General features: G+C 71.0%; 14 protein-coding genes and 1 tRNA gene. 3 read left to right on the plus strand and 12 right to left on the minus strand.

Translation table 11 applies throughout. The features are described 5' to 3' along the window. Entirely contained in the window at window positions 1–441 is a 441-nt protein-coding gene (locus tag CV755_RS04890) for a hypothetical protein (RefSeq protein ID WP_109278888.1), read from the plus strand. 10 nt (window positions 442–451) lie between these two features. On the opposite strand, the gene CV755_RS04895 is transcribed toward CV755_RS04890, so the two are convergent. The 3 genes from CV755_RS04895 to CV755_RS04910 form a co-directional block, all read right to left on the minus strand. Continuing rightward, a complete protein-coding gene (locus tag CV755_RS04895; RefSeq protein WP_109278889.1) occupies window positions 452–958 on the minus strand; it encodes a GNAT family N-acetyltransferase in 507 nt (168 codons plus the stop codon). An 84-nt stretch (window positions 959–1,042) separates the two neighbouring features. Then, window positions 1,043–1,585: an RNA polymerase sigma factor gene (locus CV755_RS04900; protein ID WP_109278890.1), complete on the minus strand. Its 543-nt coding sequence runs from the start codon at window positions 1,583–1,585 to the stop codon at window positions 1,043–1,045. An 82-nt stretch (window positions 1,586–1,667) separates the two neighbouring features. After that, window positions 1,668–2,846: a glycerophosphodiester phosphodiesterase gene (locus CV755_RS04910; RefSeq protein WP_109278892.1), complete on the minus strand. Its 1,179-nt coding sequence runs from the start codon at window positions 2,844–2,846 to the stop codon at window positions 1,668–1,670. Window positions 2,847–3,096: 250 nt separating this feature from the next. Here CV755_RS04910 and CV755_RS04915 point away from each other — a divergent pair, with 250 nt between their 5' ends. Beyond that, on the plus strand, window positions 3,097–3,774 hold the full coding sequence (locus tag CV755_RS04915) for a lysophospholipid acyltransferase family protein (RefSeq protein WP_109278893.1): 678 nt from the start codon (window positions 3,097–3,099) through the stop codon (window positions 3,772–3,774). A gap of 58 nt (window positions 3,775–3,832) precedes the next feature. Here CV755_RS04915 and CV755_RS04920 read toward each other — a convergent pair whose 3' ends face one another. The 5 genes from CV755_RS04920 to CV755_RS04940 form a co-directional block, all read right to left on the minus strand. Next, entirely contained in the window at window positions 3,833–4,654 is an 822-nt protein-coding gene (locus tag CV755_RS04920) for an alpha/beta fold hydrolase (RefSeq protein ID WP_109278894.1), read from the minus strand. A gap of 179 nt (window positions 4,655–4,833) precedes the next feature. Then, window positions 4,834–6,393 (minus strand): MFS transporter, encoded by a 1,560-nt coding sequence (locus CV755_RS04925; RefSeq protein WP_241560975.1) that lies wholly within the window; start codon window positions 6,391–6,393, stop codon window positions 4,834–4,836. Further along, on the minus strand, window positions 6,390–6,938 hold the full coding sequence (locus CV755_RS04930) for a TetR/AcrR family transcriptional regulator (RefSeq protein ID WP_241560976.1): 549 nt from the start codon (window positions 6,936–6,938) through the stop codon (window positions 6,390–6,392). Before CV755_RS04930 ends, CV755_RS04925 begins: the two co-directional genes overlap by 4 nt. A 103-nt stretch (window positions 6,939–7,041) precedes the next feature. After that, the gene (gene argH / locus CV755_RS04935; protein WP_109278896.1) at window positions 7,042–8,478 is read right to left on the minus strand and encodes an argininosuccinate lyase; all 1,437 of its coding nucleotides are present in this window, start codon (window positions 8,476–8,478) and stop codon (window positions 7,042–7,044) included. Continuing rightward, complete coding sequence (locus CV755_RS04940; protein WP_109278897.1) at window positions 8,475–9,668, minus strand: argininosuccinate synthase; 1,194 nt, start codon at window positions 9,666–9,668, stop codon at window positions 8,475–8,477. Before CV755_RS04940 ends, argH begins: the two co-directional genes overlap by 4 nt. 334 nt (window positions 9,669–10,002) lie before the next feature. Between CV755_RS04940 and CV755_RS04945 the strand changes: the two genes are divergently transcribed. Then, a tRNA-Pro gene (locus tag CV755_RS04945) sits at window positions 10,003–10,076 on the plus strand. A gap of 69 nt (window positions 10,077–10,145) precedes the next feature. Here CV755_RS04945 and CV755_RS04950 read toward each other — a convergent pair. From CV755_RS04950 to argB, 4 genes are all read right to left on the minus strand, one after another. Next, a complete protein-coding gene (locus CV755_RS04950; protein ID WP_109278898.1) occupies window positions 10,146–11,939 on the minus strand; it encodes a hydroxysqualene dehydroxylase in 1,794 nt (597 codons plus the stop codon). 281 nt (window positions 11,940–12,220) lie between these two features. Then, a complete protein-coding gene (locus tag CV755_RS04955) occupies window positions 12,221–12,763 on the minus strand; it encodes an arginine repressor (protein ID WP_109278899.1) in 543 nt (180 codons plus the stop codon). Window positions 12,764–12,782: 19 nt separating this feature from the next. Beyond that, window positions 12,783–14,003 (minus strand): acetylornithine transaminase, encoded by a 1,221-nt coding sequence (locus CV755_RS04960; RefSeq protein WP_109278900.1) that lies wholly within the window; start codon window positions 14,001–14,003, stop codon window positions 12,783–12,785. Continuing rightward, entirely contained in the window at window positions 14,000–14,941 is a 942-nt protein-coding gene (gene argB, locus CV755_RS04965) for an acetylglutamate kinase (RefSeq protein WP_109278901.1), read from the minus strand. Before argB ends, CV755_RS04960 begins: the two co-directional genes overlap by 4 nt. Window positions 14,942–15,057: the final 116 nt, after the last annotated feature.

Genomic DNA, 15,057 nt, shown 5'->3' on the forward strand with positions numbered 1-15,057 from the left:
ATGGCCCAGTCCACGGAAGCGAACGGCACCGGCGAGAAGCCCGGTTTCGACCTCGGGCAGGGCCCGGGCCGGCTGCTGGTGTGGCTCTACGGGGTGTTCACGGTCGCGGCGGCGTCCCGCGCGGTCGTGCAGATGCTGCTGGACTTCGGCAAGGCCCCGCTGGCCTATCTGTTGTCGGCCGCCGCGGCGGTGGTGTACGCCTTCATCACCTACTCCCTGGTCCGCGGCGGCCCCAGGGCCCGCCGGGCGGCACTGGTGTGCTGCGCGGCGGAGCTGGCCGGAGTGCTCACCGTGGGCACCTGGACGCTGGCCGACAAGTCGGCCTTCCCGGACGCCACGGTCTGGTCGGACTACGGCATGGGCTATCTGTTCATCCCGGTGATCCTGCCGGTGACGGCGATGCTTTGGCTGCGCCGCGCCGAGGGCACCACCGGGCGCTGACGGACACGGCTCAGCGGCTGGCCGCCAGCGCCGGCACCTCGGCCACCGGCTTCTCCAGGGTCACCAGGGTCAGCGCCCGGCTCACCCGCTCGGTGCCCCCGGTGGGGATGTAGCCCCGCTCACGGCACAGCCGCAGGCTGATCTCGCTGCGCCGCCCGACGGCCAGCCGGTAGCGCACCGCGGACTCGGCCGCCAGCTGCTCCTCGATGGCGTCCAGCAGCCGGCCGCCCAGACCGTGCCGCCGCAGCCGCGGGTGGACGATCAGTCCGGTGATGACGGCGGTGCCCTCGGAGTCGACCGCGCCCCGCACCGAGCCGACGACCTCGGTGCCCAGCCGGGCCGCCAGGACCCGCCCGGCGCCCAGTTCGGCGCGGAGCGCGGCGAGCGACTGGGTCAGCGGCTCCAGGGAGTAGTCGCCGTAGAGCTCGGCCTCGCTCTGGTAGCACAGGTACTGGAGTTTGAGGATCTCCTCGGCGTCGTCCTCGTCCGCCGCCGCGATGGTCACGCTCATGCCCATGTGCGTATGCCTCCCTGGTTGGCCCGGCCTGGTCCGTCGGACAGGAGCCGCCGCGGTGTACGCCGCCTCCGTGGCGCCGGTTGTCTAACGCTCCTTTCCCCCGGGGCCAGGAGCCGCAATCGCCGCCGTGAGCATTCTGCGCAGGCATCCCAGGCAACGGGAACGGACCGGCCCCAAAGATCCTTGTGAGATTCCCAACTCGCCTGCGATTTCCCGGTAGGTGGGGTCGGTGGCCGACAGCAGGGCGCTCAGCAGGCGGGGGCAGCGGCCGGGCAGCCGGCGCACCGCGGCGCGCAGTTCGCGGCCGGCCTCGGCGGCCAGCACCGCGTACTCCACCCCCAGGTCCTGGCCGTCGGAGGGTTCGGCGGAGGTCGGGTCGTAGGGCACCTCCCGCCGGGCGCGGCGGCGTTCGGCGCGGGCCTCGGCCCGTACCGCGGCGCGTAACCGCAGTACGGACTCGGTACGGTGCCGTGTGCCGGCGCAGCCGCCGCTCTGGCGGTCGCTCAACAGGCGGACCCAGACGGCCTGTTCGAGGTCGGCGGCGTCAACACCCGCCGCCGGCGCCTCGGCCGCGCACTCGGCGGCCAGCAGCGGGCGCAGCGAGGTGAGGAGCTCGTTCGGTGTCATGCCCGGCGGGACGTGGCGCTGCGCCCCGCCGGTTGCCGACCCGGCCGGTCCTCACCCTTCCGTGTCGGTCCCGGGGCGACGGTTACCCCTTGCGTCCCTTGAGGAAGTCCTCCCTCGCCAGTACCGCAGTGTCACAGTTGTCGGAGAAGATGCCGTCGATGCCGGTGGCGTAGTACGCCTTGAAGGCGCCAAAGGCGTCACCGTAGGCGTTGGGGTCGCCGCCGCGCCGGAAGTCGGCGGGCAGGAAGGTGTTTTCGTTGCGCATGGTGTACGGGTGCAGGACGAGCCCGGCGGCGTGCGCGTCACGGACGAGCGTGGTGGGCTTGGTGAGCTTGCCCTGGGCGTCCCGGGGGATGATCAGCTGGACGGTGGGGCCGATGCCCTGGGCGAAGCCGGCGATCCACTTGAGCCCGGCGGGGGTGATCAGGTCGGCCACCGTGCGCGGGTCCTTGGCCACCACGAAGTCATAGGGCTTGGTGGTCAGTTCGTCGATCAGGAAGATCTTGGGGGCCTTGACGCCCAGCCGGCCCAGCCGCTGCAGGCTGCCGGGCTCGAAGGACTCCAGGAACTGCGGGGAGTCGGCGTGGTGCCGGCCGTAGCGGCGCAGCAGCTTGGCGAGACGTTCCTCCAGCCCCAGGCCGAGGGCGCGGAAGTAGGTGGGGTGCTTGGTCTCGGAGTGCAGCCAGATGCGGCGGCCGCGCTTGCGCCCCTGCTCCTCGGCCCAGTTGAGGACCTCTTCGAAGGTGGGTATGGTCCAGCGGCCGTCGTAGAGGGTGTTGCGCTGGCGGACCTGGGGCAGCCGCTCCTTGGCGCGCAGCGTCTTGAGCTCGGCGAGGGTGAAGTCCTCGGTGAACCAGCCGGTGACGGCGGTGCCGTCCACGGTCTTGGTGGTCCTGCGGTGCGCGAACTCCGGGTGCGCCGCCACGTCCGTGGTCTGGCTGATGTCGTTCTCGTGCCGGCAGACCAGATGGCCGTCCTTGGTGGGGACCAGGTCCTGCTCGATCACATCCGCGCCGTTGTCCAGGGCGAACTGATAGGAGCCGAGGGTGTGTTCGGGCCGGTAACCGCTGGCGCCGCGGTGCCCGATCACGGTCGGCACCGGAAGGTCCCGGTAACCGCCCCGGCCGTGCCCGTGCTCGCGTCCGGTGCCCGTCGGCGCGGCCGCGGAGGTCCCGGCACCGCCGAGGACGACCGATCCCGCGCCCAGGGCCGCCGCGGCCCCCAGCACCGTACGCCTGCCCGGCCGCTGCTCCTGCTGCATATACGCTCCTTCGTTCGCCGCGCCGGGACGGCACCCGGCAGCTGTCGGACGCCGCCGATCGTAGGCAGGCGGGGCCGGCGGGCTGAAGGCCGTGATCGAAACGGAGGGATAACTCACGTCAACCGTGTGTATGGGGTCGGTCAACCCGGTGTGCACAACGGCTCTACCCGCGAGTATGGTCCTGGTCTGCGCAGGCCTGCGCGCCGTTGTGTCCCAACCCGAGCCATGCCCGTCCCGACCGGAGGACCCGTTGTCCCGCATCATGCTCAAGGCGTTCCTCGGACTGCTTATGCGCGTCCTCTACCGCCCGACGGTGGAGGGCACCGAGCACATTCCCGAGTCGGGACCGGTGATCCTGGCCGGGAACCATGTCACCTTTATCGACTCGCTGTTCACCGCCCTGGTGCTCAAGCGGCAGGTGTTCTTCATCGGCAAGGACGAGTACGTCACCGGCAAGGGGCTCAAGGGGCGCCTGATGGCCTGGTTCTTCGGCTCCTCCGGGATGATCCCGGTGGACCGCGACGGCGGGCACGGCGGGGTGGCGGCGCTGATGACGGGCCGCCGGGTGCTGGAGGAGGGCAAGGTCTTCGCCATCTACCCGGAGGGCACCCGCTCCCCCGACGGCCGGCTCTACCGCGGCCGTACCGGGGTGGCCCGGCTGGCGCTGATGACCGGCGCCCCGGTGGTGCCGTTCGGGATGATCGGCACCGACAAGGTGCAGCCGGGCGGCAAGGGGATGCCGCGGATCAGCCCGGTGACGGTGCGGTTCGGCGCCCCGCTGGACTTCTCCCGCTATGAGGGCATGGACCGCGACCGCTATGTGCTGCGGGCCGTCACCGACGAGGTGATGAGCGAGGTCATGCGGCTGTCGGGGCAGGAGTATGTGGACGTGTACGCCACCAAGGCCCGCGCGGCCACGGCGGCTTGAGAAGGGCCCGTCCGCTCCGGGGACCAACGGCCCTGGAACGGACGGGCGTTGCCCGGGCTCAGCCCAGGCACCTCGGCTGGAAGCCGGGGTCGGCCGGGCCCTTGCGGGACAGCGCGTTGAGCACCCATTGGGCCACCACCGGATCCTTGGTCGCCTGGTCGTGCATAAAGGGATCCAGCGGGCACTTGTCCTGGAGCACCACATTGGTGAGGTGCTCGGCGGGCCCGCTCAGCAGGGCGCTGGTGTAGGGGGTCACCACCTCGTCGTGGCGGGTGGTGATGACGGTGTAATCCGGTCCGGCCGGCGTCTCATCGCCCTGGTTGAGCTTCTTCAGCAGGTCGGATCCGGCGCGCTGGTCCAGGCAGGCCGGGCAGAAGGTGTAACCGGTGGGTATCGCCAGGGGGTTGGTGGTGCCGTGGTTGGACGGCACGATGCCCACCAGGTCCCCGACCTTGTCCGCGCCGCCCAGGAACTTCACGTAGTAGCGCGGCATCATGCCGCCCTGGCTGTGGCCGACGATGTCCACCTTGGCCGCCCCGGTGGCACCGCGCACCGCCTCGACGAAGTCCTTGAGCTCGGCGGCCGACTGCGGGACCGGTGCGGTCTCCAGCTTCCCGTAGTTGAAGGCGAAGACGCAGTAGCCGGCCGCCTTGAGCTTGGGGGAGAGCGCGGCCCAGTTCTCGGCCATCAGCTTGAACGTTCCATTGACCAGCACCACCGGCCGGGGGTGCGCCGAATCCGGCTTGCAGGACCAGTCGTTGGCGCCCTTGGGCGGAATGTCGAGGACCGAGGCGGAGGCAGGAGCCGTGAAGCCGGTGAGGGTCAGTGCCGCGGTGGCCGCGGTGGCGAGCAGGAGCCTGACTCTGGTGCGCAGTTTCATGGGGGGTTCCTTTGTGCACCGGACTCTCGTCCGAACCTTGTTCGGCAATACCGAACGGTAACCGCGATATTCGCCGGTGTGTAAGAAACACGTCAAGGGAAGACGCCCTCGGCAAATGTCACAGGGGCCGGGGCTTGCCGCCCCCGCCCCATCTGCGCATCAAACGAGCGCCATCGCGCTCAGTGACCGCCTCCGGCCCCCTCCTCCAGCCGCTGCCCGCGCAGCAGGAACCAGGCGGCCACCGCCGTCACCAGCAGCACCACCGCGGCCACCGCGGAGGCCAGCCGCAGCCCCTCCACAAAGGCCCGCTGCGCCTCGGTGAGCAGCACCGTTCCCTGGTCGGCGGGCAGCGCCACGGCCGCCTTCACCGCCCCGCCCAGCGACTCATGGGCCTCCCCCGCCGCCCCGGCCGGAACGCCCGCCGGGACGGGAAAGCCCCGGTACACCCCGGTCACAATGGAGCCCAGCAGGGCGATGCCCAGTGCCGCCCCCAGTTCATAGGCCGTCTCGGAGACCGCCGAGGCCGAACCCGCCTGCTCCTTGGGCACGCTGGAGAGGATCACATCGGCGGTGACCGTGAAGGACAGTCCCGCCCCGGCACCGATCACCAGCAGCCCGGCGCCGAGCAGCGGGTAGCCGGTGGTGGTGCTCAGTCCGGCCAGCACCGCCAGGGCCACCCCGATGGCCGCCAGCCCGCCGGCCACCACCGACCGTACTGACCAGCGCCGCGCCGCCTGACCGGCCAGCAGACCGGTGGCCACCGCGCCGATGGCGGCCGGAAGTTCGGCCAGTCCGGCCTCCAGGGGGTCCCGGTTCTGCACCAGCTGGAGGAACTGGGACAGGAAGAAGACGGTGCCGGACAGGCCCAGTACGGTCAGCAGGTCCGCCAGCACCGCGGCGGAGAAGCCCCGGTTGTGGAAGAGCCGCATATTGAGCAGCGGGGCGTCCAGGGTGAGCTGGCGCCGTACGAACCACACCAGCGCCAGTACACCCAGCACCGCCGCCGCCCCGGCCGCCGGGGTGAGCCCCAGGGTCGCGCCCTCCTTGATCGCATAGACCAGCGCCACGATGCCGGTCATCGACAGCAGCACGCTCGGCAGGTCCCAGGGCCCCGGTGCCGGGTCGCGTGATTCCGGCAGCAGCCGGGCGCCGACCAGGACCAGCACCGCCATCACCGGCAGGTTGATCAGGAAGACCGAGCCCCACCAGAAGTTCTCCAGCAGGAAGCCGCCCACCACCGGCCCCACCGCGGCGCCCGCCGAGGCCATGGCGCCCCAGATGCCGATGGCCAGGCTGCGTTCCCTGGGGTCGTGGAAGATATTGCGGATCAGCGCCAGGGTGGAGGGCATCAGCGTCGCCCCCGCCACACCCAGCAGCGCCCGGGCGGCGATCATCATCTCCGGGCTGGTGGCATAGGCGTTGAGCACCGACACGGCACCGAAGGCCACCGCCCCGCTCAGCAGCAGCTTCTTGCGGCCGATGCGGTCGCCGAGACTGCCCATGGACACCAGCAGTCCGGCGATGACAAAGGAGTAGACATCGCCGATCCACAGCAGCTGGGTGCCGGAAGGGCGCAGGTCCTCGCTGAGGTACGGGGTGGCCAGGCCCAGCACGGTGGCGTCCACCGCGATCAGCAGCACGGCCAGCACCAGCACCGACAGCGCCAGCCAGCGGCCGGGCCGGGGTGCCTCGGACGCTCCGGGGGTCTCGGCGGACGGCATGATGATCTCGCTGCTCATCGCTCCATCCTCCGCCGGGCGCCGCCGAGCAGCAGCTCGGAGACCATCCGGGTACGGTCCTTGGCGGCCACCCGCCCGTCGTGCACCGCCCAGGCGCCGGTGCCGATCAGCCCGTAGAGCGCCTCGGTGAGCCAGGCCGCCGAGAGGTCCAGGCGGAACGTTCCCTCTTCCTGTCCGCGGCGGAACAGGGCCTGCACCCGGGCGTCCAGCCGGTTCCAGCCCTCGTTGACGCCGTCCTCGTAGAGCTGGTTCTCGGTGAACAGGAAGGCCAGGATGCCGGCCACCGGCTCGGAGGCGGCGATCAGCCGCCGTACCGCCTCGGCGGCGTCCCCCTCCTCGGGATGCGCCCGGTCCAGGGCGCGCTCGAATTCGGCGATGCCCAGCTCCTCCAGGGCCCGCACCAGCGCGTCCCGCCCGGCGAAGTGCCGGTGCAGGGTGGCGCGGCCGATGCCGGCCGCTCTGGCGATCTCGTCCATGGAGGCGGTCGCCTTGCGGGTCAGCAACGCCGCGGCTGCTCTGAGTACCTGGTCACGGTCGATGCTCATGAGACAACGATAACCCCAGTGAGACATTGTCGTCTCACTCGGGTTGCGTTTGTCTCAGCCGTGTGGGCCGCCGGTGGCTGTTCGCGCGGCTCCCGGAGCGTGTCTAGCGCTTGGCCTCGGCCCACTCCCGCTGCCGGACAAGGTCCGCCTTGACCTCGCCGAGCTGTACGGCCACCGCGGACGGCGCGGTGCCGCCGCGTCCGCTGCGGGCGGCCAGCGCCCCGCGCACATCGAGGACCGTACGGACCTCAGGCGTCAGATGCGGGGAGATGGCGGCGAACTGCGCGTCACTGAGCTGGTCCAGCTCGATGCCCTGCCGCTCGCACTCCTTGACGCACTCCCCCGCGACCTCATGCGCCACCCGGAACGGCACTCCGCGCCGCACCAGCCATTCGGCCACATCGGTGGCCAGCGAGAACCCCGCGGGCGCCAGCTCCTCCATCCGCTCCCGGTTGACGGTGAGCGTGGCCATCATCCCGGTGAAGGCGGGCAGCAGGACCTCCAGCTGGTCACAGGAGTCGAAGACCGGCTCCTTGTCCTCCTGCAGATCGCGGTTGTAGGCCAGCGGCAGCGCCTTGAGGGTGGCCAGCAGCCCGGTCAGGTTGCCGATCAGGCGGCCGGACTTGCCACGCGCCAGCTCGGCGATGTCCGGGTTCTTCTTCTGCGGCATGATCGAGGAGCCGGTGGAGAAGGCGTCATGCAGGGTCACAAAGGAGAACTCCTTGGTGTTCCAGATGATCACCTCCTCGGCGATCCTGGACAGATCGACGCCGATCATGGCGGTGATGAAGGCGAACTCGGCCACGAAGTCCCGCGCCGCGGTGCCGTCGATGGAGTTGCCCGCCGAGCCGCGCTCAAAGCCCAGGTCGGCGGCGACCGCCTCGGGGTCCAGCCCCAGCGAGGACCCGGCCAGCGCACCCGAGCCGTACGGGGAGACGGCCGTACGCTCGTCCCACTGCCGCAGCCGCTCCGCGTTCCGGGAGAGCGCCTGCACATGGGCCAGCACATGGTGGGCGAAGAGCACCGGCTGGGCATGCTGCAGATGCGTACGCCCCGGCATGGCCACATCCGCGTGCGCCTCGGCCAGCCCCACCAGCGCCTGCTGGAGGTCGGCCAGCAGGCCGCCGATGATCCGGGCGTGGTCCCGCAGATACATCCGGAACAGGGTGGCCACCTGGTCGTTGCGGGACCGCCCGGCGCGCAGCTTGCCGCCCAGCTCCGGGCCCAGCCGCTCCAGCAGCCCGCGCTCCAGCGCGGTGTGCACATCCTCGTCGGCGATGGTGCCGGTGAAGGTGCCGGCCGCGACATCGGCCTCCAGCAGCCCCAGGCCCTCGATCATCCGCCTGAGCTCGTCATCCGTCAGCAGACCCGCCTTGTGCAGCACCCGGGCATGGGCGCGGGACCCGGCAATGTCATAGGGCGCCAGCCGCCAGTCGAAGTGCACCGAGGCGGAGAGCCTGGCCAGGGCCTCGGCCGGTCCGTCCGCGAACCGGCCGCCCCACAGCCGTACGTCCTGCCGGACGTCCTGCTGCTCGCTCATACCAGATCCCGCTTGGCCGCGATCTTGCTCGACAGCCCGAAGATCTCGATAAAGCCCTTGGACATCGACTGGTCGAAGGTGTCGCCGGTGTCATAGGTGGCGAGGTTGAAGTCGTACAGCGACTGGGCCGACTTCCGCCCGGTGACCACCGCCCGGCCGCCGTGCAGGGTCATCCGGATGTCACCGGAGACATGCTGGTTTGCCTCGGCGATAAAGCCGTCCAGCGCCCGCTTCAGCGGGGAGAACCACAGGCCGTCGTAGACCAGCTCGCTCCAGCGCTGCTCCACCTGCCGCTTGTAGCGGGCCAGTTCGCGCTCGACGGTGACGTTCTCCAGCTCCTGGTGTGCGGTGATCAGCGCGATGGCGCCCGGCGCCTCGTAGATCTCCCGGGACTTGATGCCCACCAGCCGGTCCTCGACCATGTCGATCCGGCCCACGCCCTGGGCGCCGGCCCGGTCGTTGAGCTGCTGGATCGCCTGGAGCACGCTGACCGGCCGGCCGTCGATGGCCACCGGGACGCCCTGCTCGAAGGTGATGACCACCTCGTCGGCCTCCCGGGGGGTGGCCGGGTTGGCGGTGTAGTCGTAGACGTCCTCGATCGGGGCGTTCCAGATGTCCTCCAGGAAGCCGGTCTCCACGGCACGGCCGAAGACGTTCTGGTCGATGGAGTACGGGGACTTCTTGGTGGTGGCGATGGGCAGGCCCTTGGTCTCGCAGAAGGCGATGGCCTTGTCCCGGGTCATGGCGTAGTCCCGGACCGGGGCGATGCACTTCAGCTCCGGGGCGAGCGAGGAGATGCCCGCCTCGAACCGCACCTGGTCATTGCCCTTGCCGGTGCAGCCGTGGGCGACGGTGGTGGCGCCGTGCTTCTTGGCCGCGGCCACCAGGTGCTTGACGATGGTGGGCCGGGAGAGAGCGGAGACCAGCGGATAGCGGTCCATGTACAGGGCGTTGGCCTTGATCGCGGGGAGGCAGTACTCCTCGGCGAACTCGTCCTTGGCGTCCGCCACCTCCGCCTCGACCGCACCGCAGGCGAGCGCGCGCTTGCGGATGACGTCCAGGTCCTCGCCGCCCTGGCCGACGTCCACGGCGACGGCGATGACCTCGGCGCCCGTCTCCTCGGCGATCCAGCCGATGGCGACGGAGGTGTCCAGGCCGCCCGAGTAGGCGAGTACGACGCGCTCGGTCACGGGGTTCTCCTTACGGTGCGCAATGCGATGCGGTGATGGGTATAAGTATGCGGCAGTCCGTATGGTTCGTCAATGGCTCGGGCGGGTGAATCATTGCCCGGCCGGCAGCGGGCAGGCGGTCCGCGATGCGGCGGCCCGGGCGACCGGGCGGCGGCGATTCCGGCCAGGCCCCTCCACGACTGCCGGACGGCGGCCGCGCCGGCATCCCCAAGGACACCTTCGAACACCGCAAGTGATCATGGGCGCGGCCCCCGATTTTGGATCACGCCCCCGAACAGGGTATTTTCTTCTTGCACGCCCCGACGGGAACAAAAACCCGGAGGGAACGGGCAACCGGGACGTGGCGCAGCTTGGTAGCGCACTTGACTGGGGGTCAAGGGGTCGTGGGTTCAAATCCCGCCGTCCCGACGGTACAGGCCGAGGGGCCCTGCTTCGTATGACGAGGCAGGGCCCCTCGGCGTATCGGCGTCGGGGGTCTCAGCCCAGGTCGAAGGCGTTGCCCAGCCCCAGCGAGAAGCGGATCTCGTCCTGACGCTTGAGTCCTTCGAGTTCCGGAGCGCGGTAGAGCGGGGTGACGGTGCAGCGCTCGGCGTCCGAGCCGGACTCGTCCAGCAGGGCGTTGACCGCGCTGCGTGCCGCGGCGTTGGCGCCCTCCATGGTGGCCAGATCGATGTCAGTGGCCACATAGTCCCCGGCCAGGAAGAGGTTGGGGATCGCGGTGCGGGCCGGGGGACGGTCGTACCAGGTGCCGGTGGGGTGGATCAGCAGCTGTTCGTCGTTGGCCGGACGGGGGCCGCCGAGTTCCACGGCGGGGTCCAGGAACCAGGAGTGCAGGGCGGAGTCGCTGAGCACGGTGCGGCCGGTGTCATTGAGTCCGGCCTTCATCTGCGCCCAGACCTCCCGGATGACCTCCTCGCGGGTGCACTGCTTGGCCGTCCTGCCGTAGAGGATGCCGGGCTTGTTCCACTCCGATACGTCCACCGAGAGGCAGTCCGCGACCGTGCCGTCGCCGTAGTCGGCCCGGAAGTCGCGCCCGGCCCAGAACTGCGCCTGGCTCACGGCGGTGAGGGACCAGGGCGAGTCGATGTGGTTGACATGCCCGTGCACGATGGGCGTGGGCTGGGTGAGGTAGAACTGCACGCCGGTCATCCAGTCCGTCTGCAGCCGGTCGCAGCGGGCCAGTTGCGGATCGGCTGCGCGGACCTGTTCGTTCCAGGTGGTACGGGCGTGTTCCACCGGCATGGCGGAGACAAAGTAGTCGGCGGTCACCGAGTGCCGGGCGCCGCCGGCGTCCTGGATCACCGCTTCGGTGATCCGGCCGCCGTCCAGAGTGAGGTCGCGCACCTCGTGCCCCAGCTGGAACCGCACACCCAGGGAGCGCAGATGGCTCACCCAGGGGTCGATCCAGGCTTCGTTGGTGGGGGCGTTGAGCACCCGGTCGGGCTGCCCGTCGGCGCCCCGGCCCAGCAGGTTGAACAGGAAGGCCTCGGCACAGGTGCCGACCGTCTTGGTGCTGGCCACCTCGGCCTTGGTGGCGATGATGTTGCGGGTGATGCCGATGGCGAGCAGCCGCCGGTAGTCCGGTGACATCCGGCCGGCCCGGGTGAAATCGAACCAGGGCACCCGCTCCCACTGCTCGGTCCGCCGCCGGTCGCAGCTGGTGAACCAGACCAGCAGCCGCCCGGCGAAGTAGGCGATCTCATGGGCGGGGAGGCCGGCGAAGTTGTCCAGCAGTCCGCGTACGGCACGCAGAAAGGCGTCGGGGGTGAGAACGGGCGGCGGGGTGCCGACGATGCCGAAGGGGACGCGGATGTCCTCGCGGCCGATTCGGGCGATCAGCACTTCGGTGGAGGGCACCAGATTGTCGTGGCAGCCGCCCGGGTTGCCGGGGAAGGGGATGCGGCGCAGGGTGTCCGGCAGGTTCTGGTAGATGCCGGGGATGAAGCGGAAGCCATGCTCGCCGGGGAGCGGTTTACGGCCGCCGCGGGCGCTGTCCGGCACGTCCATGCTGCGCGCCTTGCCGCCCAGGGCGGATTTGCGCTCATGGACGGTGACCTCGAAGCCGCGTTCGGCGAGTTCATGAGCGGCCGTCAGGCCGGCCACGCCGCCGCCGAGCACGGCGACGCTCCGTCCGCCGGCCGGTCTGCCGCGTCTGTGCCGGGGTTCGGCCGCGGCCCGGGTCGCGGTGGCGCCCAGTGCGGCCGTGGCGGCCGCGGCGGTGGCGCCGCCGAGGAAGGCCCTGCGTGTGCTGTGCGCCGTACGCCCTGTCATGACCCAGCCCCCTACCGCCGGTAACTTGTCATGTTCGGCGCAGGAGCATAGGGGGCGGCCGTCCGGCCCGGAAGACCGCCGGGGGTGCGGTGATACGGTCCCGCGCAGCTTGGCGGGAAAGCGGCGGGATCCGGTGTGTTTTGTGGGTGGCCGGTCACGCCACGCGGCGGAGCCGCATCATGCGCGGCGTCAATGCGCGTCCGGAGTGAGCGGCGGGTATGTCCTCGCCTCGGGCGCGGGCACCATGCAGCCCCGCGCCCCGGCGGGACGCGGGGCGCCGGTCAGCGCTCTTTCTGGGCCAGCCGCAGCAGATGGTCCGCCAGGGCCTGGCCGCCGGCGGGGTCGCGGCTGATGAGCAGCACCGTGTCGTCCCCGGCGATGGTGCCGATGATCTCGTGCACCCCGGCCTGGTCGATGGCCGAGGCGAAGAACTGGGCGGCGCCCGGCGGGGTGCGCAGCACCACCAGGTTGGCCGAGGCCTCGGCGGAGATCAGCAGTTCGGCGGCGAGCCGGCCCATCCGGGCCTCGGTCGCCGACTCGCCGAGCGGGGCCCGCGGGGTGCGGTCGCCGCCCTCGGAGGGCACCGCGTAGATCAGCTCGCCCCCGGTGTTGCGGATCTTCACGGCGCCCAGTTCGTCGAGGTCGCGGGAGAGCGTGGCCTGGGTGACCGAAAGGCCGTCGTCGGCGAGCAGCCGGGCCAGCTGGCTCTGCGACCGGACGGCGTGCCGGCCGAGGATGTCCACGATCCGTCGGTGGCGTGCGGTGCGGGTCTGCGGCACGGCCTGCCCGCCGTGCAGCGGCTCGGTCTCCTGCGCCTCGGTCATCGTCTCCTCAGTCTCCGGATCATCGTCGTACCCCGTCGGCCGCTTCGGCCGGGTGCGCCCCTGCCCCGGCCGCGGCGGCGTCAAGGACACCGGGGAGCGCCTGAAGGAACGTCACCGCCTCATCTTCCGTGATGATCAGCGGAGGGGCCAGCCGCACCACATCGGGTGCGACCGCGTTCACCAGGAGACCGGCTTCCTGTGCTGCCTGCTGCACCGTGGGTGCGAGGGGCTCGGCAAGGACAATACCCAGCAGCAGACCCGCGCCACGGACCTGGTCCACCAGCGGGTGACCCAGCGCCGCGATCCCGTCACTCAGCAGGGCGCCGATCCGCCGGACATGAGCGAGCAGCCCATCGGCGGCCAGGGTGTCCAGAACGGCCAGCGCGGCGGCGCAGGCGACCGGGTTGCCGCCGAAGGTGGAGCCGTGCTGACCGGGAGTCAGCAGGTCGGCGGCGTCGCCGAAGGCCAGGGTGGCGCCGATGGGCAGTCCGCCGCCCAGCCCCTTGGCGAGGGTGACCACATCCGGTTCGACGCCCTGCGCCTGGTGCTCGAACCAGTGCCCGGTGCGTCCGATACCTGTCTGGATCTCGTCCATGACCAGCAGGGTGCCGGTGGCCCGGGTGATCTCGCGGGCGGCGGCAAGATAGCCGGGCGGGGGCACCACCACGCCGTTCTCGCCCTGCACCGGTTCCAGGATGAGCAGCGCGGTGTCGGTGGTGACCGTCCGGCGCAGCGCCTCGGTGTCGCCGTAGGGGACATGGCTGACGTCGCCGGGCAGGGGCAGGAAGGGCTGCTGTTTGGCCGGTTGTCCGGTGAGGGCCAGGGCGCCCATGGTGCGGCCGTGGAATCCGCCGGCGGCCGAGACCATATGGGTACGGCCGGTACGCCGCCCGATCTTGAGCGCGGCCTCCACGGCTTCCGCGCCGGAGTTGCCGAAGTAGACGCGGCCGGGGCGGCCGGCCAGTGCCAGCAACCGCTCGGCGAGGGTCACGGTGGGTTCGGCGGTGAAGAGGTTGGAGACATGGCCGAGGGTGGCGATCTGGTCGCCGACCGCCCGGACCACGGCGGGGTGGGCGTGGCCCAGCGCATTGACCGCGATGCCGCCGACCAGGTCGAGATAGGCCCGGCCGTCCGCGTCCCAGACGGTGCTGCCCTCGCCGCGCACCAGCGGGATGCGCGGGGTGCCGTAGTTGTCCATCAGGGCACCCCGCCAGCGCCGGGTGAGGTCCTCGTTGGTCACCGCTCCCCCTCGTCCGGGACGACCATGGTCCCGATCCCTTCGTCCGTGAAGATCTCCAGCAGGATGGAGTGCTGTACCCGCCCGTCGATCACCCGGGCGGTGGCGACGCCATTGCGCACCGCGTACAGGCAGCCCTCCATCTTGGGCACCATGCCGCTGGCCAACTCCGGCAGCAGCGCCTCCAGTTCGCTCGCGGTGAGCCGGCTGATGACCTCGTCGCTGTGCGGCCAGTCCGCGTAGAGGCCCTCCACATCGGTGAGCACCATCAGCGTCTCGGCGCCCAGTGCGGCGGCCAGGGCGGCCGCGGCGGTGTCGGCGTTGACGTTGTAGACATGCCCGTCGTCGGCGCTGCGGGCGATGGAGGAGATCACCGGGATGCGGCCGTCGTCCAGCAGTGCCCGGATGGCGCCGGTGTCGATCGCGGTGATCTCGCCGACCCGTCCGATGTCCACCCGCTCGCCGGCGATCATGGCGTAGTGCTTGACGGCCGTCATGGTGTGAGCGTCCTCGCCGGTCAGGCCGACGGCCAGCGGGCCGTGCCGGTTGAGCAGGCCGACCAGTTCCCGCTGCACCTGCCCGGCCAGCACCATCCGCACCACGTCCATGGCCTCGGGCGAGGTGACCCGCAGCCCGGCCTTGAACTCGGATTCCAGCCCCAGCCGGTCCAGTTGGGTGTTGATCTGCGGCCCGCCGCCGTGCACCACCACCGGGTGCAGTCCGGCGTGCCGCAGGAAGACCACGTCCTGGGCGAAGGCCGCCTTGAGCTCCTCGTCCACCATGGCGTTGCCGCCGAACTTGATCACCACGGTCTTGCCGTGGTGGCGGGTGAGCCAGGGCAGGGCCTCCACCAGGGTGCGGGCCTTGGGCAGGGCGGTGTGCTTACGGGCGGGGGTGCACCCCGGTGACTGTTTGACCGTCTGTGAGTTCTTGACCGTCATGACCGACTTTCGGGAGAGTCTCGGGTCAGCCGCCGGGCAGGCGGTGCTGGCCTGTGGAGGCGGTGCGGGACGCGTCCCGGACAGGTCCGGGCGGGCACCTCAGGAGGCGGGCATCC

Source organism: Streptomyces orinoci (genome assembly GCF_003121295.1).
In the GTDB taxonomy this organism is placed as follows: domain Bacteria; phylum Actinomycetota; class Actinomycetes; order Streptomycetales; family Streptomycetaceae; genus Streptomyces; species Streptomyces orinoci.

Coding starts and splice junctions, on each gene's coding strand:
- CV755_RS04895 (WP_109278889.1), bottom strand. CDS start 958: ATGGGCATGAGCGTGACCATCGCGGCGGCGGACGAGGACGACGCCGAG.
- argB (WP_109278901.1), bottom strand. CDS start 14,941: ATGACGGTCAAGAACTCACAGACGGTCAAACAGTCACCGGGGTGCACC.
- CV755_RS04950 (WP_109278898.1), bottom strand. CDS start 11,939: ATGACAGGGCGTACGGCGCACAGCACACGCAGGGCCTTCCTCGGCGGC.
- CV755_RS04900 (WP_109278890.1), bottom strand. CDS start 1,585: ATGACACCGAACGAGCTCCTCACCTCGCTGCGCCCGCTGCTGGCCGCC.
- CV755_RS04920 (WP_109278894.1), bottom strand. CDS start 4,654: ATGAAACTGCGCACCAGAGTCAGGCTCCTGCTCGCCACCGCGGCCACC.
- CV755_RS04910 (WP_109278892.1), bottom strand. CDS start 2,846: ATGCAGCAGGAGCAGCGGCCGGGCAGGCGTACGGTGCTGGGGGCCGCG.
- CV755_RS04930 (WP_241560976.1), bottom strand. CDS start 6,938: ATGAGCATCGACCGTGACCAGGTACTCAGAGCAGCCGCGGCGTTGCTG.
- CV755_RS04925 (WP_241560975.1), bottom strand. CDS start 6,393: ATGAGCAGCGAGATCATCATGCCGTCCGCCGAGACCCCCGGAGCGTCC.
- CV755_RS04955 (WP_109278899.1), bottom strand. CDS start 12,763: ATGACCGAGGCGCAGGAGACCGAGCCGCTGCACGGCGGGCAGGCCGTG.
- CV755_RS04890 (WP_109278888.1), top strand. CDS start 1: ATGGCCCAGTCCACGGAAGCGAACGGCACCGGCGAGAAGCCCGGTTTC.
- argH (WP_109278896.1), bottom strand. CDS start 8,478: ATGAGCGAGCAGCAGGACGTCCGGCAGGACGTACGGCTGTGGGGCGGC.